16 protein-coding genes are annotated in these 14,573 nt (G+C 33.6%); 12 read left to right on the top strand and 4 right to left on the bottom strand.

From position 1 onward, the window contains the following. Positions 1 to 55 precede the first annotated feature (55 nt). Positions 56 to 829, top strand: a complete 774-nt coding sequence (locus tag OO712_RS09030) for an SIMPL domain-containing protein (RefSeq protein WP_109876495.1) — start codon at positions 56 to 58, stop codon at positions 827 to 829. A 409-nt stretch (positions 830 to 1,238) separates the two neighbouring features. Beyond that, positions 1,239 to 1,397 carry a hypothetical protein gene (locus tag OO712_RS09025; RefSeq protein ID WP_264953678.1) on the top strand — a complete coding sequence of 53 codons (159 nt, stop codon included), beginning with the start codon at positions 1,239 to 1,241 and terminating at the stop codon, positions 1,395 to 1,397. Between the two features lie 159 nt (positions 1,398 to 1,556). On the opposite strand, the gene OO712_RS09020 is transcribed toward OO712_RS09025, so the two are convergent. Next, positions 1,557 to 2,378 (bottom strand): ParB/RepB/Spo0J family partition protein, encoded by an 822-nt coding sequence (locus tag OO712_RS09020; protein ID WP_109876494.1) that lies wholly within the window; start codon positions 2,376 to 2,378, stop codon positions 1,557 to 1,559. Positions 2,379 to 2,685: 307 nt separating this feature from the next. Here OO712_RS09020 and OO712_RS09015 point away from each other — a divergent pair, with 307 nt between their 5' ends. The 5 genes from OO712_RS09015 to OO712_RS08995 all read left to right on the top strand — a co-directional run bounded on the left by OO712_RS09015 (position 2,686) and on the right by OO712_RS08995 (position 6,703). Next, positions 2,686 to 3,549 carry a hypothetical protein gene (locus tag OO712_RS09015; protein WP_109876493.1) on the top strand — a complete coding sequence of 288 codons (864 nt, stop codon included), beginning with the start codon at positions 2,686 to 2,688 and terminating at the stop codon, positions 3,547 to 3,549. A 23-nt stretch (positions 3,550 to 3,572) separates the two neighbouring features. Then, positions 3,573 to 4,463, top strand: coding sequence for a transcription initiation factor IIB (locus OO712_RS09010; protein ID WP_109876569.1), 891 nt, complete (start codon positions 3,573 to 3,575; stop codon positions 4,461 to 4,463). A 37-nt stretch (positions 4,464 to 4,500) separates the two neighbouring features. Continuing rightward, complete coding sequence (locus OO712_RS09005) at positions 4,501 to 4,626, top strand: hypothetical protein (RefSeq protein ID WP_263970055.1); 126 nt, start codon at positions 4,501 to 4,503, stop codon at positions 4,624 to 4,626. Positions 4,627 to 4,852: 226 nt separating this feature from the next. Next, the gene (locus tag OO712_RS09000; protein WP_109876492.1) at positions 4,853 to 5,614 is read left to right on the top strand and encodes a hypothetical protein; all 762 of its coding nucleotides are present in this window, start codon (positions 4,853 to 4,855) and stop codon (positions 5,612 to 5,614) included. A 12-nt stretch (positions 5,615 to 5,626) separates the two neighbouring features. Then, positions 5,627 to 6,703 carry a glutamyl-tRNA reductase gene (locus OO712_RS08995; RefSeq protein ID WP_109876568.1) on the top strand — a complete coding sequence of 359 codons (1,077 nt, stop codon included), beginning with the start codon at positions 5,627 to 5,629 and terminating at the stop codon, positions 6,701 to 6,703. A 3-nt stretch (positions 6,704 to 6,706) separates the two neighbouring features. On the opposite strand, the gene OO712_RS08990 is transcribed toward OO712_RS08995, so the two are convergent. From OO712_RS08990 to OO712_RS08980, 3 genes are all read right to left on the bottom strand, one after another. After that, the gene (locus tag OO712_RS08990) at positions 6,707 to 6,874 is read right to left on the bottom strand and encodes a DUF1059 domain-containing protein (RefSeq protein ID WP_109876491.1); all 168 of its coding nucleotides are present in this window, start codon (positions 6,872 to 6,874) and stop codon (positions 6,707 to 6,709) included. Between the two features lie 110 nt (positions 6,875 to 6,984). Beyond that, positions 6,985 to 7,827 (bottom strand): FAD-binding oxidoreductase, encoded by an 843-nt coding sequence (locus OO712_RS08985; protein ID WP_109876490.1) that lies wholly within the window; start codon positions 7,825 to 7,827, stop codon positions 6,985 to 6,987. A gap of 125 nt (positions 7,828 to 7,952) precedes the next feature. After that, complete coding sequence (locus OO712_RS08980; protein WP_109876489.1) at positions 7,953 to 8,753, bottom strand: inositol monophosphatase family protein; 801 nt, start codon at positions 8,751 to 8,753, stop codon at positions 7,953 to 7,955. An 83-nt stretch (positions 8,754 to 8,836) separates the two neighbouring features. Between OO712_RS08980 and OO712_RS08975 the strand changes: the two genes are divergently transcribed. The 5 genes from OO712_RS08975 to OO712_RS08955 all read left to right on the top strand — a co-directional run bounded on the left by OO712_RS08975 (position 8,837) and on the right by OO712_RS08955 (position 14,572). Further along, complete coding sequence (locus tag OO712_RS08975) at positions 8,837 to 9,952, top strand: hypothetical protein (RefSeq protein WP_263970054.1); 1,116 nt, start codon at positions 8,837 to 8,839, stop codon at positions 9,950 to 9,952. Positions 9,953 to 9,960: 8 nt separating this feature from the next. After that, positions 9,961 to 11,118 carry an AAA family ATPase gene (locus tag OO712_RS08970; RefSeq protein WP_109876488.1) on the top strand — a complete coding sequence of 386 codons (1,158 nt, stop codon included), beginning with the start codon at positions 9,961 to 9,963 and terminating at the stop codon, positions 11,116 to 11,118. Continuing rightward, entirely contained in the window at positions 11,115 to 11,426 is a 312-nt protein-coding gene (locus OO712_RS08965; protein ID WP_109876487.1) for a hypothetical protein, read from the top strand. Before OO712_RS08970 ends, OO712_RS08965 begins: the two co-directional genes overlap by 4 nt. Before the next feature lie 104 nt (positions 11,427 to 11,530). Next, the gene (locus OO712_RS08960) at positions 11,531 to 13,078 is read left to right on the top strand and encodes an acyl-CoA carboxylase subunit beta (protein WP_109876486.1); all 1,548 of its coding nucleotides are present in this window, start codon (positions 11,531 to 11,533) and stop codon (positions 13,076 to 13,078) included. Positions 13,079 to 13,084: 6 nt separating this feature from the next. Continuing rightward, a complete protein-coding gene (locus OO712_RS08955) occupies positions 13,085 to 14,572 on the top strand; it encodes an acetyl-CoA carboxylase biotin carboxylase subunit (RefSeq protein ID WP_109876485.1) in 1,488 nt (495 codons plus the stop codon). The last annotated feature ends 1 nt before the right edge of the window (position 14,573 follow it).

Below are 14,573 nucleotides of genomic sequence, written 5' to 3'. Positions count from 1 at the left end.
TGGTTAAATTGAAATTTAATCAAACCTTATCTTCAAAATATCATTATCTAAAATCATGAAGAAATCAAAACAGCTAGTTATTGCTATGCTTGCAGTACTTGCAGTGTCTATTTCTTTTGGAGCGTTGTATCCTGAGGCAAATGCACAATCGGCATCAATTCTCTCATTGGAAAAGACTCTATCAGTTACAGGCATGGCAACAGCATCGGTAGATCCTGATCTTCTGAGTGTCATTTTTGGCATAGAGATTCAGAAACCTACTGCAAAACAAGCACTGGAGGAAAATTCCAAGATGATGGAGAATGTGATTTCAGCACTAAAATCTGTTGGAATTACAGAGTCAGAAATTAGTACATCTTCTTTGAATATCTACCCTGTCTATGAATATATCAGTGATGAGTTTTTGGGAATTCAAACAAGAGAACTTGTGGGATATAAGGTGTCGAACATTCTCTCCGTAGAAACAGAAAAACTCAATCTTGCAGCATCCATCATAGACAATGGTGTGGATGCAGGAGTAAACAGAGTTGATTCTGTGTATTATTCTCTATCTCCACAAAAACAAATGGACCTCAAAGATGATTTATTAGAACAAGCAATAACAAATGCAGAATCAAAGGCAAAAAAAGCATTAGATCCACTTGACCACACTGTAATTGGAGTAAAGAGCATCTCCCTTTCAGAATTTGGAATGCCATACCCACAACCAGTGTTTAGTGGAGATTTTGCAATGGCTGAATCAAAGATTATGTCCTCAACTCCTGTGTTTTCTTCCGAGCAAGACATCACAACATCTATCCAAGTTGTGTTTCTTATCGGAAGCAACTAATTTTTTTATATTCCATTTTTAAGTGACTTGCATTATTTTCCAAGTTATCTTGAATTTCTGATTGCTGTTAAATGATAGTATTGGAGTTTTCACAATATTTCAAAAATTGAAACTATTTGACTCTGTTCTTTTGAAAATTATGAATGCCAACATTCTTGGTTGTATAGAAAATGTAAAGTAAAAGTCATAGACTGCTTCCATGTTCATATGTAAGATGTCATGAACATAGAATGGATATGGCATAAGATTGGGTAGTCCCACATTTAGATCCATGAATAGTTTTATCTCAAACGATGAATTATCTCTGTTATGATAAAATTGGAACATTTGGAAATTTTATAACAAAAAAATCCGATGATCGCATTATACAATAAATCTTAAATGGGTTTCTTTTTTGGACATTTTTTAGTTGACTGATGAAATTATTAAAAATATTGAGAAATTTGGTCTGAAAATCAATCATATGTTAAATCATATGAATAAAAAAGAATTAGAAAACATCAATCAGGCAATAATTGAATACCAAAAGAATCTACAAAATTCAGATTATATAGATTACATGTATTGATCATTTTTTATTCTAGAAATGACATATTATGTTATGAGACTAGTAAAAAAATGTGTAATATGTAACAAAGAATTTATCGGATTTGAAAAATACTGTGATATTGGATGCCTGGAGAATACATTCGATGAAAAATAATATCTGTTAAGACTTGAAAAAATTCTATCGCGTTCTACTTTTTTTACGTTTTAGATAGTCTGATATTATCTTGCCTGCTAATTCATCCGGCTGTATATCTTTCTTGTTTGATTCAATTGCTAGTTTTTTGGCATTTGTTTTGGATAACTTCAATGATATGTTCTGTTTAACTCGAAGAGATTTCGCGCGTTTCAAAAGTTTCTGATGTGATGACTTTGGAGTATGAGACAATGCAATTAGGTATTTTTTACGTAAGATATGATCCAAACCTGATATTCTTTGAACTATTTTTTCAGCTTTTGCTACATTTGGAACAATAAAGTATAATCTTGTAATTTCGTCTCTTGAAACTAGTGAAGGCACTAATAATTTCAGTTTTTCAGGAACACCTGCAAATCCGAGATATTTGTTTAATGTTGCAAGTGACATTCCCATTGATTTTGCAGCTGATGATTTGCCAACCTGTTCAGTCAAAAACTTACACGCATCTGCAATTTCCCTGTGGTTCATATCGTTTCGATGAATATTTTCAACTACCGATGCAGCCTTTGCATTTTCAAGATCATACTCTGTTTTTTTGCTAAGCAAGTGTACTGGAATCTTTTTTGCACCCAGCCTTTTCATTGCTGCAAGTCGCCTCTGTCCTGACATTAGCAAGTATGTATTTTTATTTTCTTTTTGAACTAGAGGTGGATTCAACAATCCTTCGTTTTTAATAGATTTTGCCAGTTCTGAAATATTTTCCCTGTCAAGCTTTCGTGCCTGAGCATCTTTCCATATTTTGATCTGTTTTATTGGGATTTCTCTTAATCTATACGAGATTTTAGGTTTGTATCTCCTCAACACTAATTCAAAAACGTCATCTTTAATGTAATCATTGGTCTATTGAAAATAATCAAAACTCTAATTCTTTCAACACGTTTTTTCTTGATTTAAGAATACTGTAAAAATTGAAAAATTAACTTCCTGAGCCCAATTCCTAGGGTTCTGTTTAGTTGGTGGGACAAGTATTCCTCGTGTTTTCAGTTGGGGCATGAGAATTACTGTATGTCCAAACATATGGATTACTAATGTTCACTTTATGATGTTACTACAATATCCAACCATCTCATCGATGGTTTTATAACGGGTGGCATGATAACATTTTGCCAACATGGAAGAGCTGGCAGTAAAAAAAGATTTTACAAACATTTACACACAGAAATTTCCAAATGCATATCTCAAAGAAATGAAAAGGCTGGACTATCGCATTCCTGATAAAACAAAACCGTTGTATCTTTCTATTGCAAAACAACTTTACAAAAAACTTTCAAAAAAAATTAACATTATGGATATTGGAAGTTCTTATGGAATCAATTCTGCGCTGATGAAATATGATTTGAAAATGTCTGAATTGGATGATTTCTTTTTAGAACAGGAGCCTTCAATTGAACAATCAAAACAAATTTTTGAAAATCTTTCATATGATGACACGTTTGATTTTTATCAAATAGATATATCTGAACCTGCACTCAAATTCTCTGAAAATCTGGGGCTTTGCAAAAAAGGAATATGTGTTAATTTAGAGTCTGGGAATCTACCTATCAAAAATATCCCACGGTCTGATCTGATAATTGCAACTGGCTGCATTGGCTATATTGGATACAAGGCATTCTCAAATCTTTTTGAATTAATTAAAAAACAGCAATCTGAATCTGATTTAGAATTCTCAGACAAAGACCCTGTCTTTGCGTTCTCCGTTTTGAGAATTTTTGATATGGAAAAAATTGAGAGCACCTTTGATCATTATGACTACTCTCTTGTAAAAAGTGATCTAAAACCAATCAGACAGAGAAGATTCTCCGATTTTGAAGAAAAACACAAGACAATCTCTCTTTTGCATAGTAAGGGAATTGATACAAAATGGTTTGAAGATGACGGTCATTTTTATGCCGATTTTTACATTGCAAGCCCTAAAAGACTTGAAACCAGTTTAATCACAATGTCTGAAAAACTGAAGAGACATGCAGAACACTAGTGCAAAGTATTTTTGATTTTATTATGAGTTTACAAGAAACAAAATGTCCTAGATGTGGAAAAAATACTGTGATTACAGATGTAGACTCTCAGGAAGTATTCTGTTCCAAATGTGGTGTGGTACTGGATGAAAAAGTAAATGACAGTAGATCTGAGAGGATATTTACAAATTCTACCGTCAACAGATCTCATACTGGTGATAAGACAACCTTGACACGACACGATCGAGGTCTAAGTACTATGATTAATCCCTTTGACAAAGATTCTTCTGGAAATCCATTATCTGCTTCAATGAAATCTTCTTTGAAACGTCTTCGGAAATGGGATAATAGAAGTCATATGAAAAATAATGATGAGCGAAATCTTCAACAAGCATTATCAGAGCTTTTAAAATTAAAAGAAAAACTGTCCTTGCCTGATGCAGTTGTAGAAAAGGCATCTTACATCTATAGAAAAGCTTTGGAGAAAAAACTAGTCAGAGGACGTTCTATTGCTGCCCTTATTGCAGCTGCACTTTATGCTGCATGTCGTGAATCTGAGACTCCACGTACATTGCAAGAAATTGCATCGTCAATGGGAATAAAAAGAAAAGAACTTACTGCAAGCTATAGATTGATTTTCAAAGAATTAGAACTGAAAATACCTGTTGCTGATTCTGTTTCATGCATTGCAAAAATTGCAAGTAATGCTGAATTGTCAGAAAAAACAAAACGACATGCTATGAAAATTCTAAAAAAGGCAGAAAAACAAAATGCCCTTGCCGGAAAACACCCTATGGGATTAGCTGCATCTGCATTATATCTTGCAAGTATAGATTTGGAAGAAAACCGAACTCAAAAAGACATTGCCGATGCTGCAGGCATTACTGAAGTAACAATAAGAAATAGGTGTAAGGGTCTCAGGACAATACTATGACACAAATATTCAAAATCTGTGGGGTGTTTTAAAAATCATGGTGAAAGCAGATCTTAGAGTGTGTACGGATTGTGGTTGTATATTTAACAGAACGATAGGATTGAAAGCAATCTCTAATTGTCCTGCATGTGGTTCTGGAACTTGTGAAACTTTGGAATTATAGAATTTTGTGTCTCTTTTATCACAAAATAATAGAAATCCTTGGACTCATGCCTAAGTCAATAAAAGTATCGAACTGATCCCCCACCTTATGAGGATAACTCATAGTTTCTATTATACTAATTTGAATTTTTATTGCGATCAATCAGAATTTTCATGATTGAAGACAAAAAACTAGCGCTTAATTATCTACAAGAATATTAAAATTCAGGCAATTTTAGTAAAATTTGATGTCTGAAGATAAAAAAGAATCTGTAGATTCATCTTCTGATGAGACATCTGTCAAAGATACTGCCGTTGGTGTTAAAATAGCTGAAGAAGCAGCAGCAAAAGCTGTAGAATCTGCTGAAGCCGCAGTAGAAAAGGTTGAAGAAGCAAAAGCAGCTGGAGAAACAAAAGCAGCCGAAGAAGCAATTGCAAAAGCAGAAGCAGCAGCAAAAGCTGTAGAATCTGCTGAAGCTGCAGTAAAAGAAGCTCTTGCAAAAGCAGAAGCAGCCAAAGCTGAAGCAGAAGCAGCAGCTGAGGAAGAATACAAAGCAATAGCTGCTGAAGTTAAAGCCGATGCAGCAAAGAAATCTGATTACACGTTTAAGAGACAAGGTGAAGAAATATTCAGACGGGAAATGGGTGAGCCTGAATTCTTCTTAAATAAAAAAGATCGATTCCCTAGACCAATCCTCTCACAAGAAGAACAAGAATCCCTAACCAGACAAGCAGAGATTCCTCAGGATCAAACTCCTGTATATGTTCCAGAACATGTACTTAGTCCAGAGTTTGGCGGAGTTTCAAATTACGAGCGTGGTGTTGATTCATTTTTAGAAGAATCAAAAATAAAACTTGAAAAATTAAAAAATAATCCTGATGCATCTGAAAAAGAACTTAAAGATGCTGAAAATGAAATTGTTTATTTGGAATCTTTACATGAAAATTTCTATATTGGAATGAATGTTTTTAGAACAGCCAAAGGCGGACGGGATAAAATAAAGGCATAATGGGTGAATGATTTGAGCAAAATATCTTTTGATGTAATGAATGCAAGAGTAACTTTCAAAAATGTTCCCATACACACATTATCCAAATTTTCCTTTAAAGATGTAAACGCTGCATGTGTAGAGTTTAAAAAAATTCCTGGTGTTGAGGAATGCGTGATTATTCAATCTGCAACTCGGGTTGAAATCTTTACAGTTAGTAATGTTGAGACTGATGATTCACCCGATGCACGAAGACCTGAAGGTAAAGTACTTGTGTTAAATCAAATTAAAGACACTTGGATATCTTTATCTTCATTAGAACAAATTGATATAGATCATTTTGATCAAACTCTGGAGGTTTACAAGGGTGATGATGTGTATCTTAATCTTTTACGACTAACTTCCGGTTTAGATGCGTTAGTTGTTGGATGGCAAAATGTATTTGATGATGTTGTTAACGCAATTACAAATGCAAAAAATGCTGGTACATCAGGACCAATTCTAAATAAATTATTTGAAAGCGTAATTCGATTATCAACTAGAATGAGGGATACAACAGGAATTTCAAAAGATGTTGTATCTTTAGGTGATGTTGCGGTAAAACTTGTGGATGAAAAGGCAGGCCTTGATTCTAAGAAAAAAGTGTTACTTATTGGAACTGGTGAATCTGCAGCAACGCTTGTAAAAGCTTTAGATAAAAAGGGTATCTCATTTGATGTCACAAGCAGAACTCTTGAACGTGCAACTGGTTTTACAACTATTCTTGGTGGAAATCCTATAGATTTTAATGATGTTTTAACAGGTTTTGATAAGTATGATATTGTTTTTGTTGCAACTACATCTGATTACTTCTTAATCACATATGATAGAATTAGATTAGTAATGGAAGAAAAAACAAAAGGTACGCTCATTTTAGATTTATCTGAACCTCGAACTGTTGATGAGGGAATTACTGCTCTTCCCGGAATCAAATTATTGTTTAGAGATCAAATTGCGGAAATTTATGAAGAAAGTGTAAGGACTAGAACTGGTATTGTTCCAGCAGTTGAGAAAATCATTGAAAAAGAATTACCTGTTTTGTCTGCTAGAATGAAACGATTCGATACTTAATTTTTACAAACCTTGTTTTCTTAAAAGAAATTGCATAACGGCTTCTTTAGAATAATCTATTCCATGTTCGTCGTCTGTATGTGTTCTAAAATTTTCAATAACTTGTTCCATTTCACCATCTGCTACAAAATCACACTCAAAACCATAATCTCTACACTTCAGTTGTGCCATGTTTTGATGAAAAATAATCAATATAAAAATCCACAGGTATGCATTAATTCAACTATTCTAGGTTTCACAGATCGAGAAATTTGTATGTGTAATGATTCTTTTGAGAAACTCTATCCATAAGACTCATACTTTATAGCAAAACTACCATCTGGCTTTTTTTCATGCTCTGTTACAAATCCCTTTGGTCCTAAATATTCCATTACACCATCAATAGTTCCCTGATAACCACAAATGTAGATGATTGTATTTTCTGGAGTTATTTCTTCACCTACCATTTCTTCTACTGGTGATAACCCTGTTTTTTTATTGGGTTGGAAAAACGACTCTACTCTTCCAACATGACCATTCCATGATCTATTGAAATACTCTTTCGGTCTACTAATTGCAGCTCTATATCTGAAATTCCATTTGTCTCTCCCTCTTTTCTCACTTTCTAATTCTAAATCAGTTAAGAGGCGCTTGTAGCTTAATTCGTCTACATAACTTGCGCCATGTAAAACAATTACTTCTCGTTTATCATTTGTATCATGGAAATGTTTAGCAAATGCAATAAATGGTGCTAATCCCGTGCCTCCTCCTACGCAAATTACTCTTCTATTGTCTTTTTGTCCATTAGGCAGCTTGTCACTAATTTGTAATGCAGCACCTGTTGGTTCACCAAGGTATACTTCATCACCAACGCTAAGATAAAACAATTCGGTTGTAACCCTTCCTGGAAGCGGTTTCCTTACCCATCTAATTACAAATTCAAAGTAATCTCTATTTTCTGCATGTGATGCAATTGAGTATGCTCTTCTTACTATTTTTTTTTCTGATGGTATTGGAAGTCCTATTGTTAAAAATTGACCTGTTTTGTATTGAGGCATACCATTTTCTGGTACTAGTCGTATGATTACTAGATCTTCTTTTAGTAATTCACTATAGACGACCTTTGCTTTCATCTCAGTTACCATACAAGAAGTTTTTTCGTGACTTTGGATAAATATATTTCTGTTATGATTGATTCAAAAGTTTCAACATTGTTCTAATCTATCAAATTAATTGCTAAATTTCTCGATATGATTCAAAATAAAATCTGTTATTGATCGATTAATGACATTATTTCGTCAAGAATTTTCTGATTCGATGCTGCAATGAAAGAAATCCTGGTATCATAACTGAGATCTGCATCTAGTGGATTTAAATCTGAATCTAATAATAATCCTCCAGCTTCTCTTACAATTAGATATCCTGCAGCAATATCTTGAATTCTAATTTTTTCTCGTAAATCAATAAAAATATCAAGCAATCCTCTAGCAAAAAATGCCATTTCTAAAGCATTTGCACCAAAATGTCTAAGATGTTCGTGTTTCTCAAATATGGGAAGTACTCGTTTAACCAAATTATCTGATGCACCAGATATGTTGACTCCCACTATTTTGTATATGGGATCATTACTACGAACTCTTATTTGCTGATCGTTAAAAAATGAACCCTTGTTTTTTGAAGCCCAATACATTTCTCCATTTGCCAGATTTGTAATTACACCATCAGTGATTGAACTTAGTTTATTTTCAGTTGCAAATGCCAATGAACTGCAAAAAAATGGAATCCCTCTAACTGCATTTGCAGAACCATCAATTGCATCCATTATAATAAACCCCTTAGGATTGTCTGATAATTCCACTCGTCCACATTCTTCACCTAAAACAATACATTCAAAATTAATTTCTTTAAGATAATCTAAAACTGTTTTTTCAGCAACTATGTCTATGTTTCTTGAAATATCTCCGCCTGCACCTATTCCAAAATCTCCTGCAGCATGTTCAGTACCTGCAAGATTCTTTACATTTTCAAAAATTCTATTTGATGCTTCCCTGAGAATATCCACTGTTTGCATAATGAATATTTTTTACTTCGTAATTTAAGTGAAGAAAATTTTTTATTTTGAAAGCATAAATAACAATAAAGAAGCTTACGTTTGTGAGTGGTAAAGATCAATCTGTTGTGAGTAAAGAATCTCTGATGAGTACCAAACCTGGAAAACAAATAATAAAACAGGCTTTGTTTAAATCAAAAGGTTTCAAATTATTTAACAAGTACAAGGAAGAAACAGAAAGTGAATTTCCTAACTTTACAGAAAGATTCGCACAAGGGCTATTAAATGAAATAAAATCTGATACAAATCCTAACTTTACTCAACAAGCCTTTGGTGACGAAGTAGGCTCAACTGAAATTATTCTTAATGCATCTGAAATTGATCCTATAAAATCTAAATTAGAAACTATTGAAGTTATACGAGATAGGGTAAACCGAATATTAAATTCTAATTTTGTAAAAATGACATTTCCTGTTTTTAATGGATTGTTTGATGCTGCGGCAGAATATTCTGGAAGGAGTGATCCTAAATTAAAACAAGATATGGTTGAAGGACATATTCTGGCAATTGATTTGAGTGAACCTATGGATAGAATTGTAGATAAAGATGAAGACTTGGAATTTCTTGATGATTACAAACTCATGAATCCTTATATCTTAAAATTGGCTAGAGACAAAATTTCAAAAGGTGGTGAACAAGTTCTAAAAGAATTTGAAGACGGATTTAAAGATGCTAGAGTTGGACAATACTTGGATGAGAAATTAAAGTCAAAACCAACTACTATTACTGAAGAAGAGATGACTTTATCTTACAAAAAATATCGTGCTGTCATGGGAACTGCTGGTAGAAATATGGCTCTTGCTGAACGACCCTTGGGAGAAATTTTCTATTTAGGTATGGCAAGAGCTGCCGAAGGTGTTGGGTGCGGAAATGAAATTGAAGATTCTATAAAAAATGGATTTGTAAAAATCCCTTCCTGGCCACTTTACTATTCTTTGTTGGCAAATGATGTGAAAAAAGGATTCGAAATAACTATGGAAAAAAGTAATCTGTATTTGCAAGATGCAAGACTAACTCTGGAATTATTGCCTAAAGATTTCACACACAAAGAATTTCTGGAATTTTTATTTTTAACTGTTGAACATTACAATCAATTTTGGTATAATAAATTACAAAAGATCAACAAATGGTCTGACTTTGAATCTAAACTTCCTAAGTGATAAAATTGATGTGGTCTGAAAAATACCGACCTCAGAATATTTCTGATATGGTAGGAAATGAAGAATCGCGTACTGCAATTATGGAATGGTTTGCAAAATGGAAAAAGGGTACCAAACCTCTTCTTCTAGTTGGTCCACCCGGTATTGGAAAAACTACTATTGCATATCTTGTGGCCAAGCAATTTGGATATGATATGATTGGACTAAATGCAAGCGATGTTAGAAGTAAATCTAGAATTAATGAAATCCTTACGCCTGTTCTGGGTAATGTAAGCGTTCTGGGAACTCCAATGATTTTTGTTGATGAAGTTGACGGAATTCATGGACGTGGTGATTATGGTGGAGCTTCAGCACTTGTTGATATTTTGAAAGAACCTACAGTACCAATTATTCTTGCTGCAAATAATGATACATCCGATAAAATGAAAAGCATAAAAAAAGTAGTTAAAGTAATCTCTTTCAAAAAAATTCCTCCTAGATTACTTAGAGTCTATCTTGAAAATATTCTGAAAAAAGAAAATGCAAAACTAAGTCCTGGTTCATTAATCAAAGTAATTGATAAATCTAAAGGGGATATTCGTTCAATGATTAACTTTGCCCAATCTTTAGTTACTGGTTTTAATCCTCAAACCGAAACAACTTTTGAAAATATCAACGTCGAAGATGGTGTAAATGCTTTCTTTAAAGCAAATTCGATTGAAGAAGCTAGAGTTGTTTTATATTCAATGCAAATTGATCCGAGGGAAAAAATCAATGCGTTTTATTCTAGTATTGTCTCTAGTACTTTGGATAACTCAAGTCTTGCAAACTATTTGGAAACTATTTCAAATGCTGATATGCTTTTTGGAAAGATTATGAAAACTCAGAATTGGAGACTTTTGAGATACCTAAATGATATTCTGATAAAATTATATCAAAATGATGATCGAATTAGATATGCACAATACAATCTTTCATGGCCATTACTTAATAGAATTCGTTGGGATGGTGCAAAAATCAAATCATTATCATCTATAATGGCAAAAAAATTACATATGTCTTCAAGTGCTTGTGTAACTTTGTGTCTTCCTTATGTTTTATTTTGCATTAAAAATAAAACTCTGGAATTAGAACTCGAAGAAACTTTTGGAGATATTATTGAAAAGGAGATTGAACTAATTCAATGAGTTGGCGAAAAATTCCCATGAAATTTCCAGGCACATGTATTGTCTGTAATGAAAAAATAGAAATCAATGAAATTGGATTGTGGGCAAAAGGATTAGGTGTAAAACATGAAAAATGTGCTCAAATTAATGAATTACAATGTAGCGTTTGTGGAGGATCAGCTGGTTGTCTTCAATGTGAATTTCAGGAAACTTGTGATATTTCTAACGTTTCCCAATTATGTATATGTAAAAAGTGCAGTGGAGAAAAAGATGCTTTTATTTCTTATCAGAAATCCACACACAAGAAATTTCCAATTCTTAACTCTTGAAATTCTAAAAAAACAATGATCTGTGAATTTTTGTCAAAATCACATGATATTTTAATTCTAAAACTAAATTAATATAGTAACCATACTTGAGTTAGATCACTGTTATGCATTCTGAAAAGATTGAAGGATATACTAAAAGAAATAACACAGCATTACAAGGTGGGGGACAGGATCGAATCAAAGCCCAACATGATAAAGGTAAATTAACTGCCCGTGAAAGAATCGATCTTTTACTTGATGAAGGAACTTTTACTGAAATTGATCCATTAACTACACATCATTACCATGAATATGAAATGCAGAAGAAAAAATTCTTTACAGATGGTGTTGTTGGAGGTTATGGAAATGTAAACGGTAGGCAAATCTTTGTCTTTGCTTATGATTTTACTGTTCTTGGTGGAACCCTAAGTCAGATGGGTGCCAAAAAAATTACTAAATTGATGGATCATGCAGTAAAAACTGGTTGTCCAATTATTGGTATTATGGATTCTGGTGGTGCAAGAATTCAAGAAGGAATTATGAGTCTTGATGGATTTGCAGATATATTTTATCATAATCAATTAGCATCGGGAGTTATTCCTCAAATTACTGCAAGTATTGGTCCTTCAGCAGGTGGTTCTGTATATTCTCCTGCAATGACTGACTTTGTAATAATGGTGGAAAAAGTTGGAACAATGTTTGTTACCGGACCTGATGTGGTTAAGACTGTTCTTGGTGAAGAAATTTCATTTGATGATCTTGGTGGCGCCATGACACATGGTTCAAAAAGTGGCGTTGCGCATTTTGTTGCACAAAATGAGTACGAATGTATGGATTACATCAAAAAATTAATCTCTTATCTACCTCAAAACAATGCTGAAGCACCTCCAAAAATCAAGACTGATGATGATCCAAATAGATTGGATCACAATTTGATTAACATCATTCCTGAAAATCCTTTACAACCTTATGACATGAAAGAAATTATTAATTCAATTGTGGATAATCATGAATTCTTTGAAGTACATGAACTATTTGCACCAAATGTTGTTGTAGGTTATGGAAGAATGGATGGTCAAGTTGTAGGAATTGTTGCTAACCAACCAATTCATCTTGCAGGTGCCCTTGATATTGATTCATCAAACAAAGCAGCTAGGTTCATTCGATTTTGTGATGCATTTAACATTCCAATAATTACTCTGGTTGATACTCCAGGATACATGCCAGGATCTAATCAAGAACATAATGGAATCATTAGACATGGAAGTAAGTTACTATATGCATATTGTGAAGCAACTGTTCCAAGAATTACTTTAGTAATTGGAAAAGCATATGGTGGTGCATACATTGCAATGGGAAGTAAAAATCTTAGAACTGATATTAATTATGCATGGCCCACTGCCAGATGTGCCGTTTTGGGAGGAGAGGCAGCAGTTAAAATCATGTATAGAAAGGAACTTGATTCTGCAGATGATGCAGAAGAACTAAAAAAACAATTAATCGATGAATTTGCAGAAAAATTTGAGAATCCATACGTTGCTGCATCTCATGGAACTGTTGATAATGTAATTGATCCAGCTGAAACAAGACCTATGTTAATCAAAGCATTACGTATGCTTGCAAACAAGCGTGAAAAACAACTTCCAAGAAAACACGGAAACATCAATTTGTGATGGAATATGATTGAGAAAGTACTGATTGCAAACAGAGGAGAAATAGCTTTACGTGTTATTAGAACTTGTAAGGCACTTGGAATCAAAACTGTTGCAGTATATTCTGATGAAGATTACAATTCTATGCATGTAAAACAAGCCTCAGAAGCATATCATATTGGAGAAGCTGCTCCTGCAAAATCATATCTTAATCAAGAAAAAATTCTTGAAGTGATGTTGTCTGCAGGTGCTGATGCTGTTCATCCCGGTTATGGTTTTCTTTCTGAAAATGATGATTTTGCAAGATTATGTGAGAAAAATAAAATTAATTTTATTGGTCCTTCAGCTGATTCAATGAATCTCTGTGGAGATAAAATGAGATGTAAAGCTGCAATGCTCAAAGCTAAAGTTCCAACTGTTCCAGGAAGTCCAGACTTGGTAAAAGATGTTGAAGAAGCTGTATCTATTGCAAATGATATTGGGTATCCAGTTTTACTTAAATCAGTTTATGGTGGTGGAGGGCGTGGAATTAGACTTGCAAACAATGACAAAGAACTACGAGAAGGATTTGTATCAGTTACTGGAGAATCAATTGCGGCTGTAGGAAAATCTGCAATACTGGTTGAAAAATTCCTAGAGAAAACAAGACACATTGAATATCAAATGGCAAGAGACAAGCATGGTAACACTGTTCATATCTTTGAGAGAGAGTGTTCAATTCAAAGACGCAATCAGAAATTAATTGAGCAAACCCCCTCTCCTGTAGTAGATGAAGAGATTCGTGAACGTATAGGTGAAATTGTTTGCAATGCAGCCAAAGCCGTAGATTACACAAATCTGGGTACAGCAGAATTTCTAAGGGCGGATAATGGTGATTTTTATTTCATTGAAATTAATGCTAGATTGCAAGTAGAACATCCAATTACCGAATATGTTTCTGGATTAGATTTGGTAAAATTACAATTAGACATTGCAAATGGCGAGGAAATTCCATTCAAACAAAGCGATTTGAAAATGAATGGATATGCAATAGAATGCAGAATTAATGCCGAAGATACTTTCTTAGACTTTGCACCTTCAACAGGACCCGTTCCAAATGTTACAATTCCTGCAGGCCCGGGTGTTAGATGTGATACTTACTTGTATCCTGGATGTACCGTATCTCCATTTTATGATTCACTTATGGCAAAACTTGTAACATGGGGCCAAACATTTGAGGAATCAAGAACAAGAATGCTTGCAGCATTAAATGATTTTTACATTCAAGGTGTTGAGACATCAATTCCATTATACAAAACAATTCTATCTTCTGAAGAATACAAAAATGGTCAACTTTCTACTGATTTCCTTAAACGATTTGATATGATTGATAGATTGACTGAAGATCTAAAGAATGAAAAAATTGATAAAAGTGAAGCTGCAATTGCTGCTGCAGTAATTCATTCTGAATACCTTAAGAGTCGTATACAAAATGATGTATCTGCAAGCTCTAATTGGAAATACAAATTGGATTGAT

This window comes from Nitrosopumilus zosterae (assembly GCF_025998175.1).
Taxonomy (GTDB): Archaea; Thermoproteota; Nitrososphaeria; order Nitrososphaerales; family Nitrosopumilaceae; genus Nitrosopumilus; species Nitrosopumilus zosterae.
The sequence above is the reverse complement of the archived record's forward strand: the minus strand, read 5'-3'. Positions and strand labels throughout refer to the sequence as shown.

What these genes read in the sequence shown, in the direction of transcription:
- OO712_RS09030 (WP_109876495.1), top strand. Translation starts at nt 56, where the DNA reads ATGAAGAAATCAAAACAGCTAGTTATTGCTATGCTTGCAGTACTTGCA.
- OO712_RS08960 (WP_109876486.1), top strand. Translation starts at nt 11,531, where the DNA reads ATGCATTCTGAAAAGATTGAAGGATATACTAAAAGAAATAACACAGCA.
- OO712_RS09015 (WP_109876493.1), top strand. Translation starts at nt 2,686, where the DNA reads ATGGAAGAGCTGGCAGTAAAAAAAGATTTTACAAACATTTACACACAG.
- OO712_RS09000 (WP_109876492.1), top strand. Translation starts at nt 4,853, where the DNA reads ATGTCTGAAGATAAAAAAGAATCTGTAGATTCATCTTCTGATGAGACA.
- OO712_RS08980 (WP_109876489.1), bottom strand. Translation starts at nt 8,753, where the DNA reads ATGCAAACAGTGGATATTCTCAGGGAAGCATCAAATAGAATTTTTGAA.
- OO712_RS08990 (WP_109876491.1), bottom strand. Translation starts at nt 6,874, where the DNA reads ATGGCACAACTGAAGTGTAGAGATTATGGTTTTGAGTGTGATTTTGTA.
- OO712_RS08965 (WP_109876487.1), top strand. Translation starts at nt 11,115, where the DNA reads ATGAGTTGGCGAAAAATTCCCATGAAATTTCCAGGCACATGTATTGTC.
- OO712_RS09010 (WP_109876569.1), top strand. Translation starts at nt 3,573, where the DNA reads ATGAGTTTACAAGAAACAAAATGTCCTAGATGTGGAAAAAATACTGTG.
- OO712_RS08970 (WP_109876488.1), top strand. Translation starts at nt 9,961, where the DNA reads ATGTGGTCTGAAAAATACCGACCTCAGAATATTTCTGATATGGTAGGA.
- OO712_RS09005 (WP_263970055.1), top strand. Translation starts at nt 4,501, where the DNA reads ATGGTGAAAGCAGATCTTAGAGTGTGTACGGATTGTGGTTGTATATTT.
- OO712_RS08955 (WP_109876485.1), top strand. Translation starts at nt 13,085, where the DNA reads ATGATTGAGAAAGTACTGATTGCAAACAGAGGAGAAATAGCTTTACGT.
- OO712_RS08985 (WP_109876490.1), bottom strand. Translation starts at nt 7,827, where the DNA reads ATGGTAACTGAGATGAAAGCAAAGGTCGTCTATAGTGAATTACTAAAA.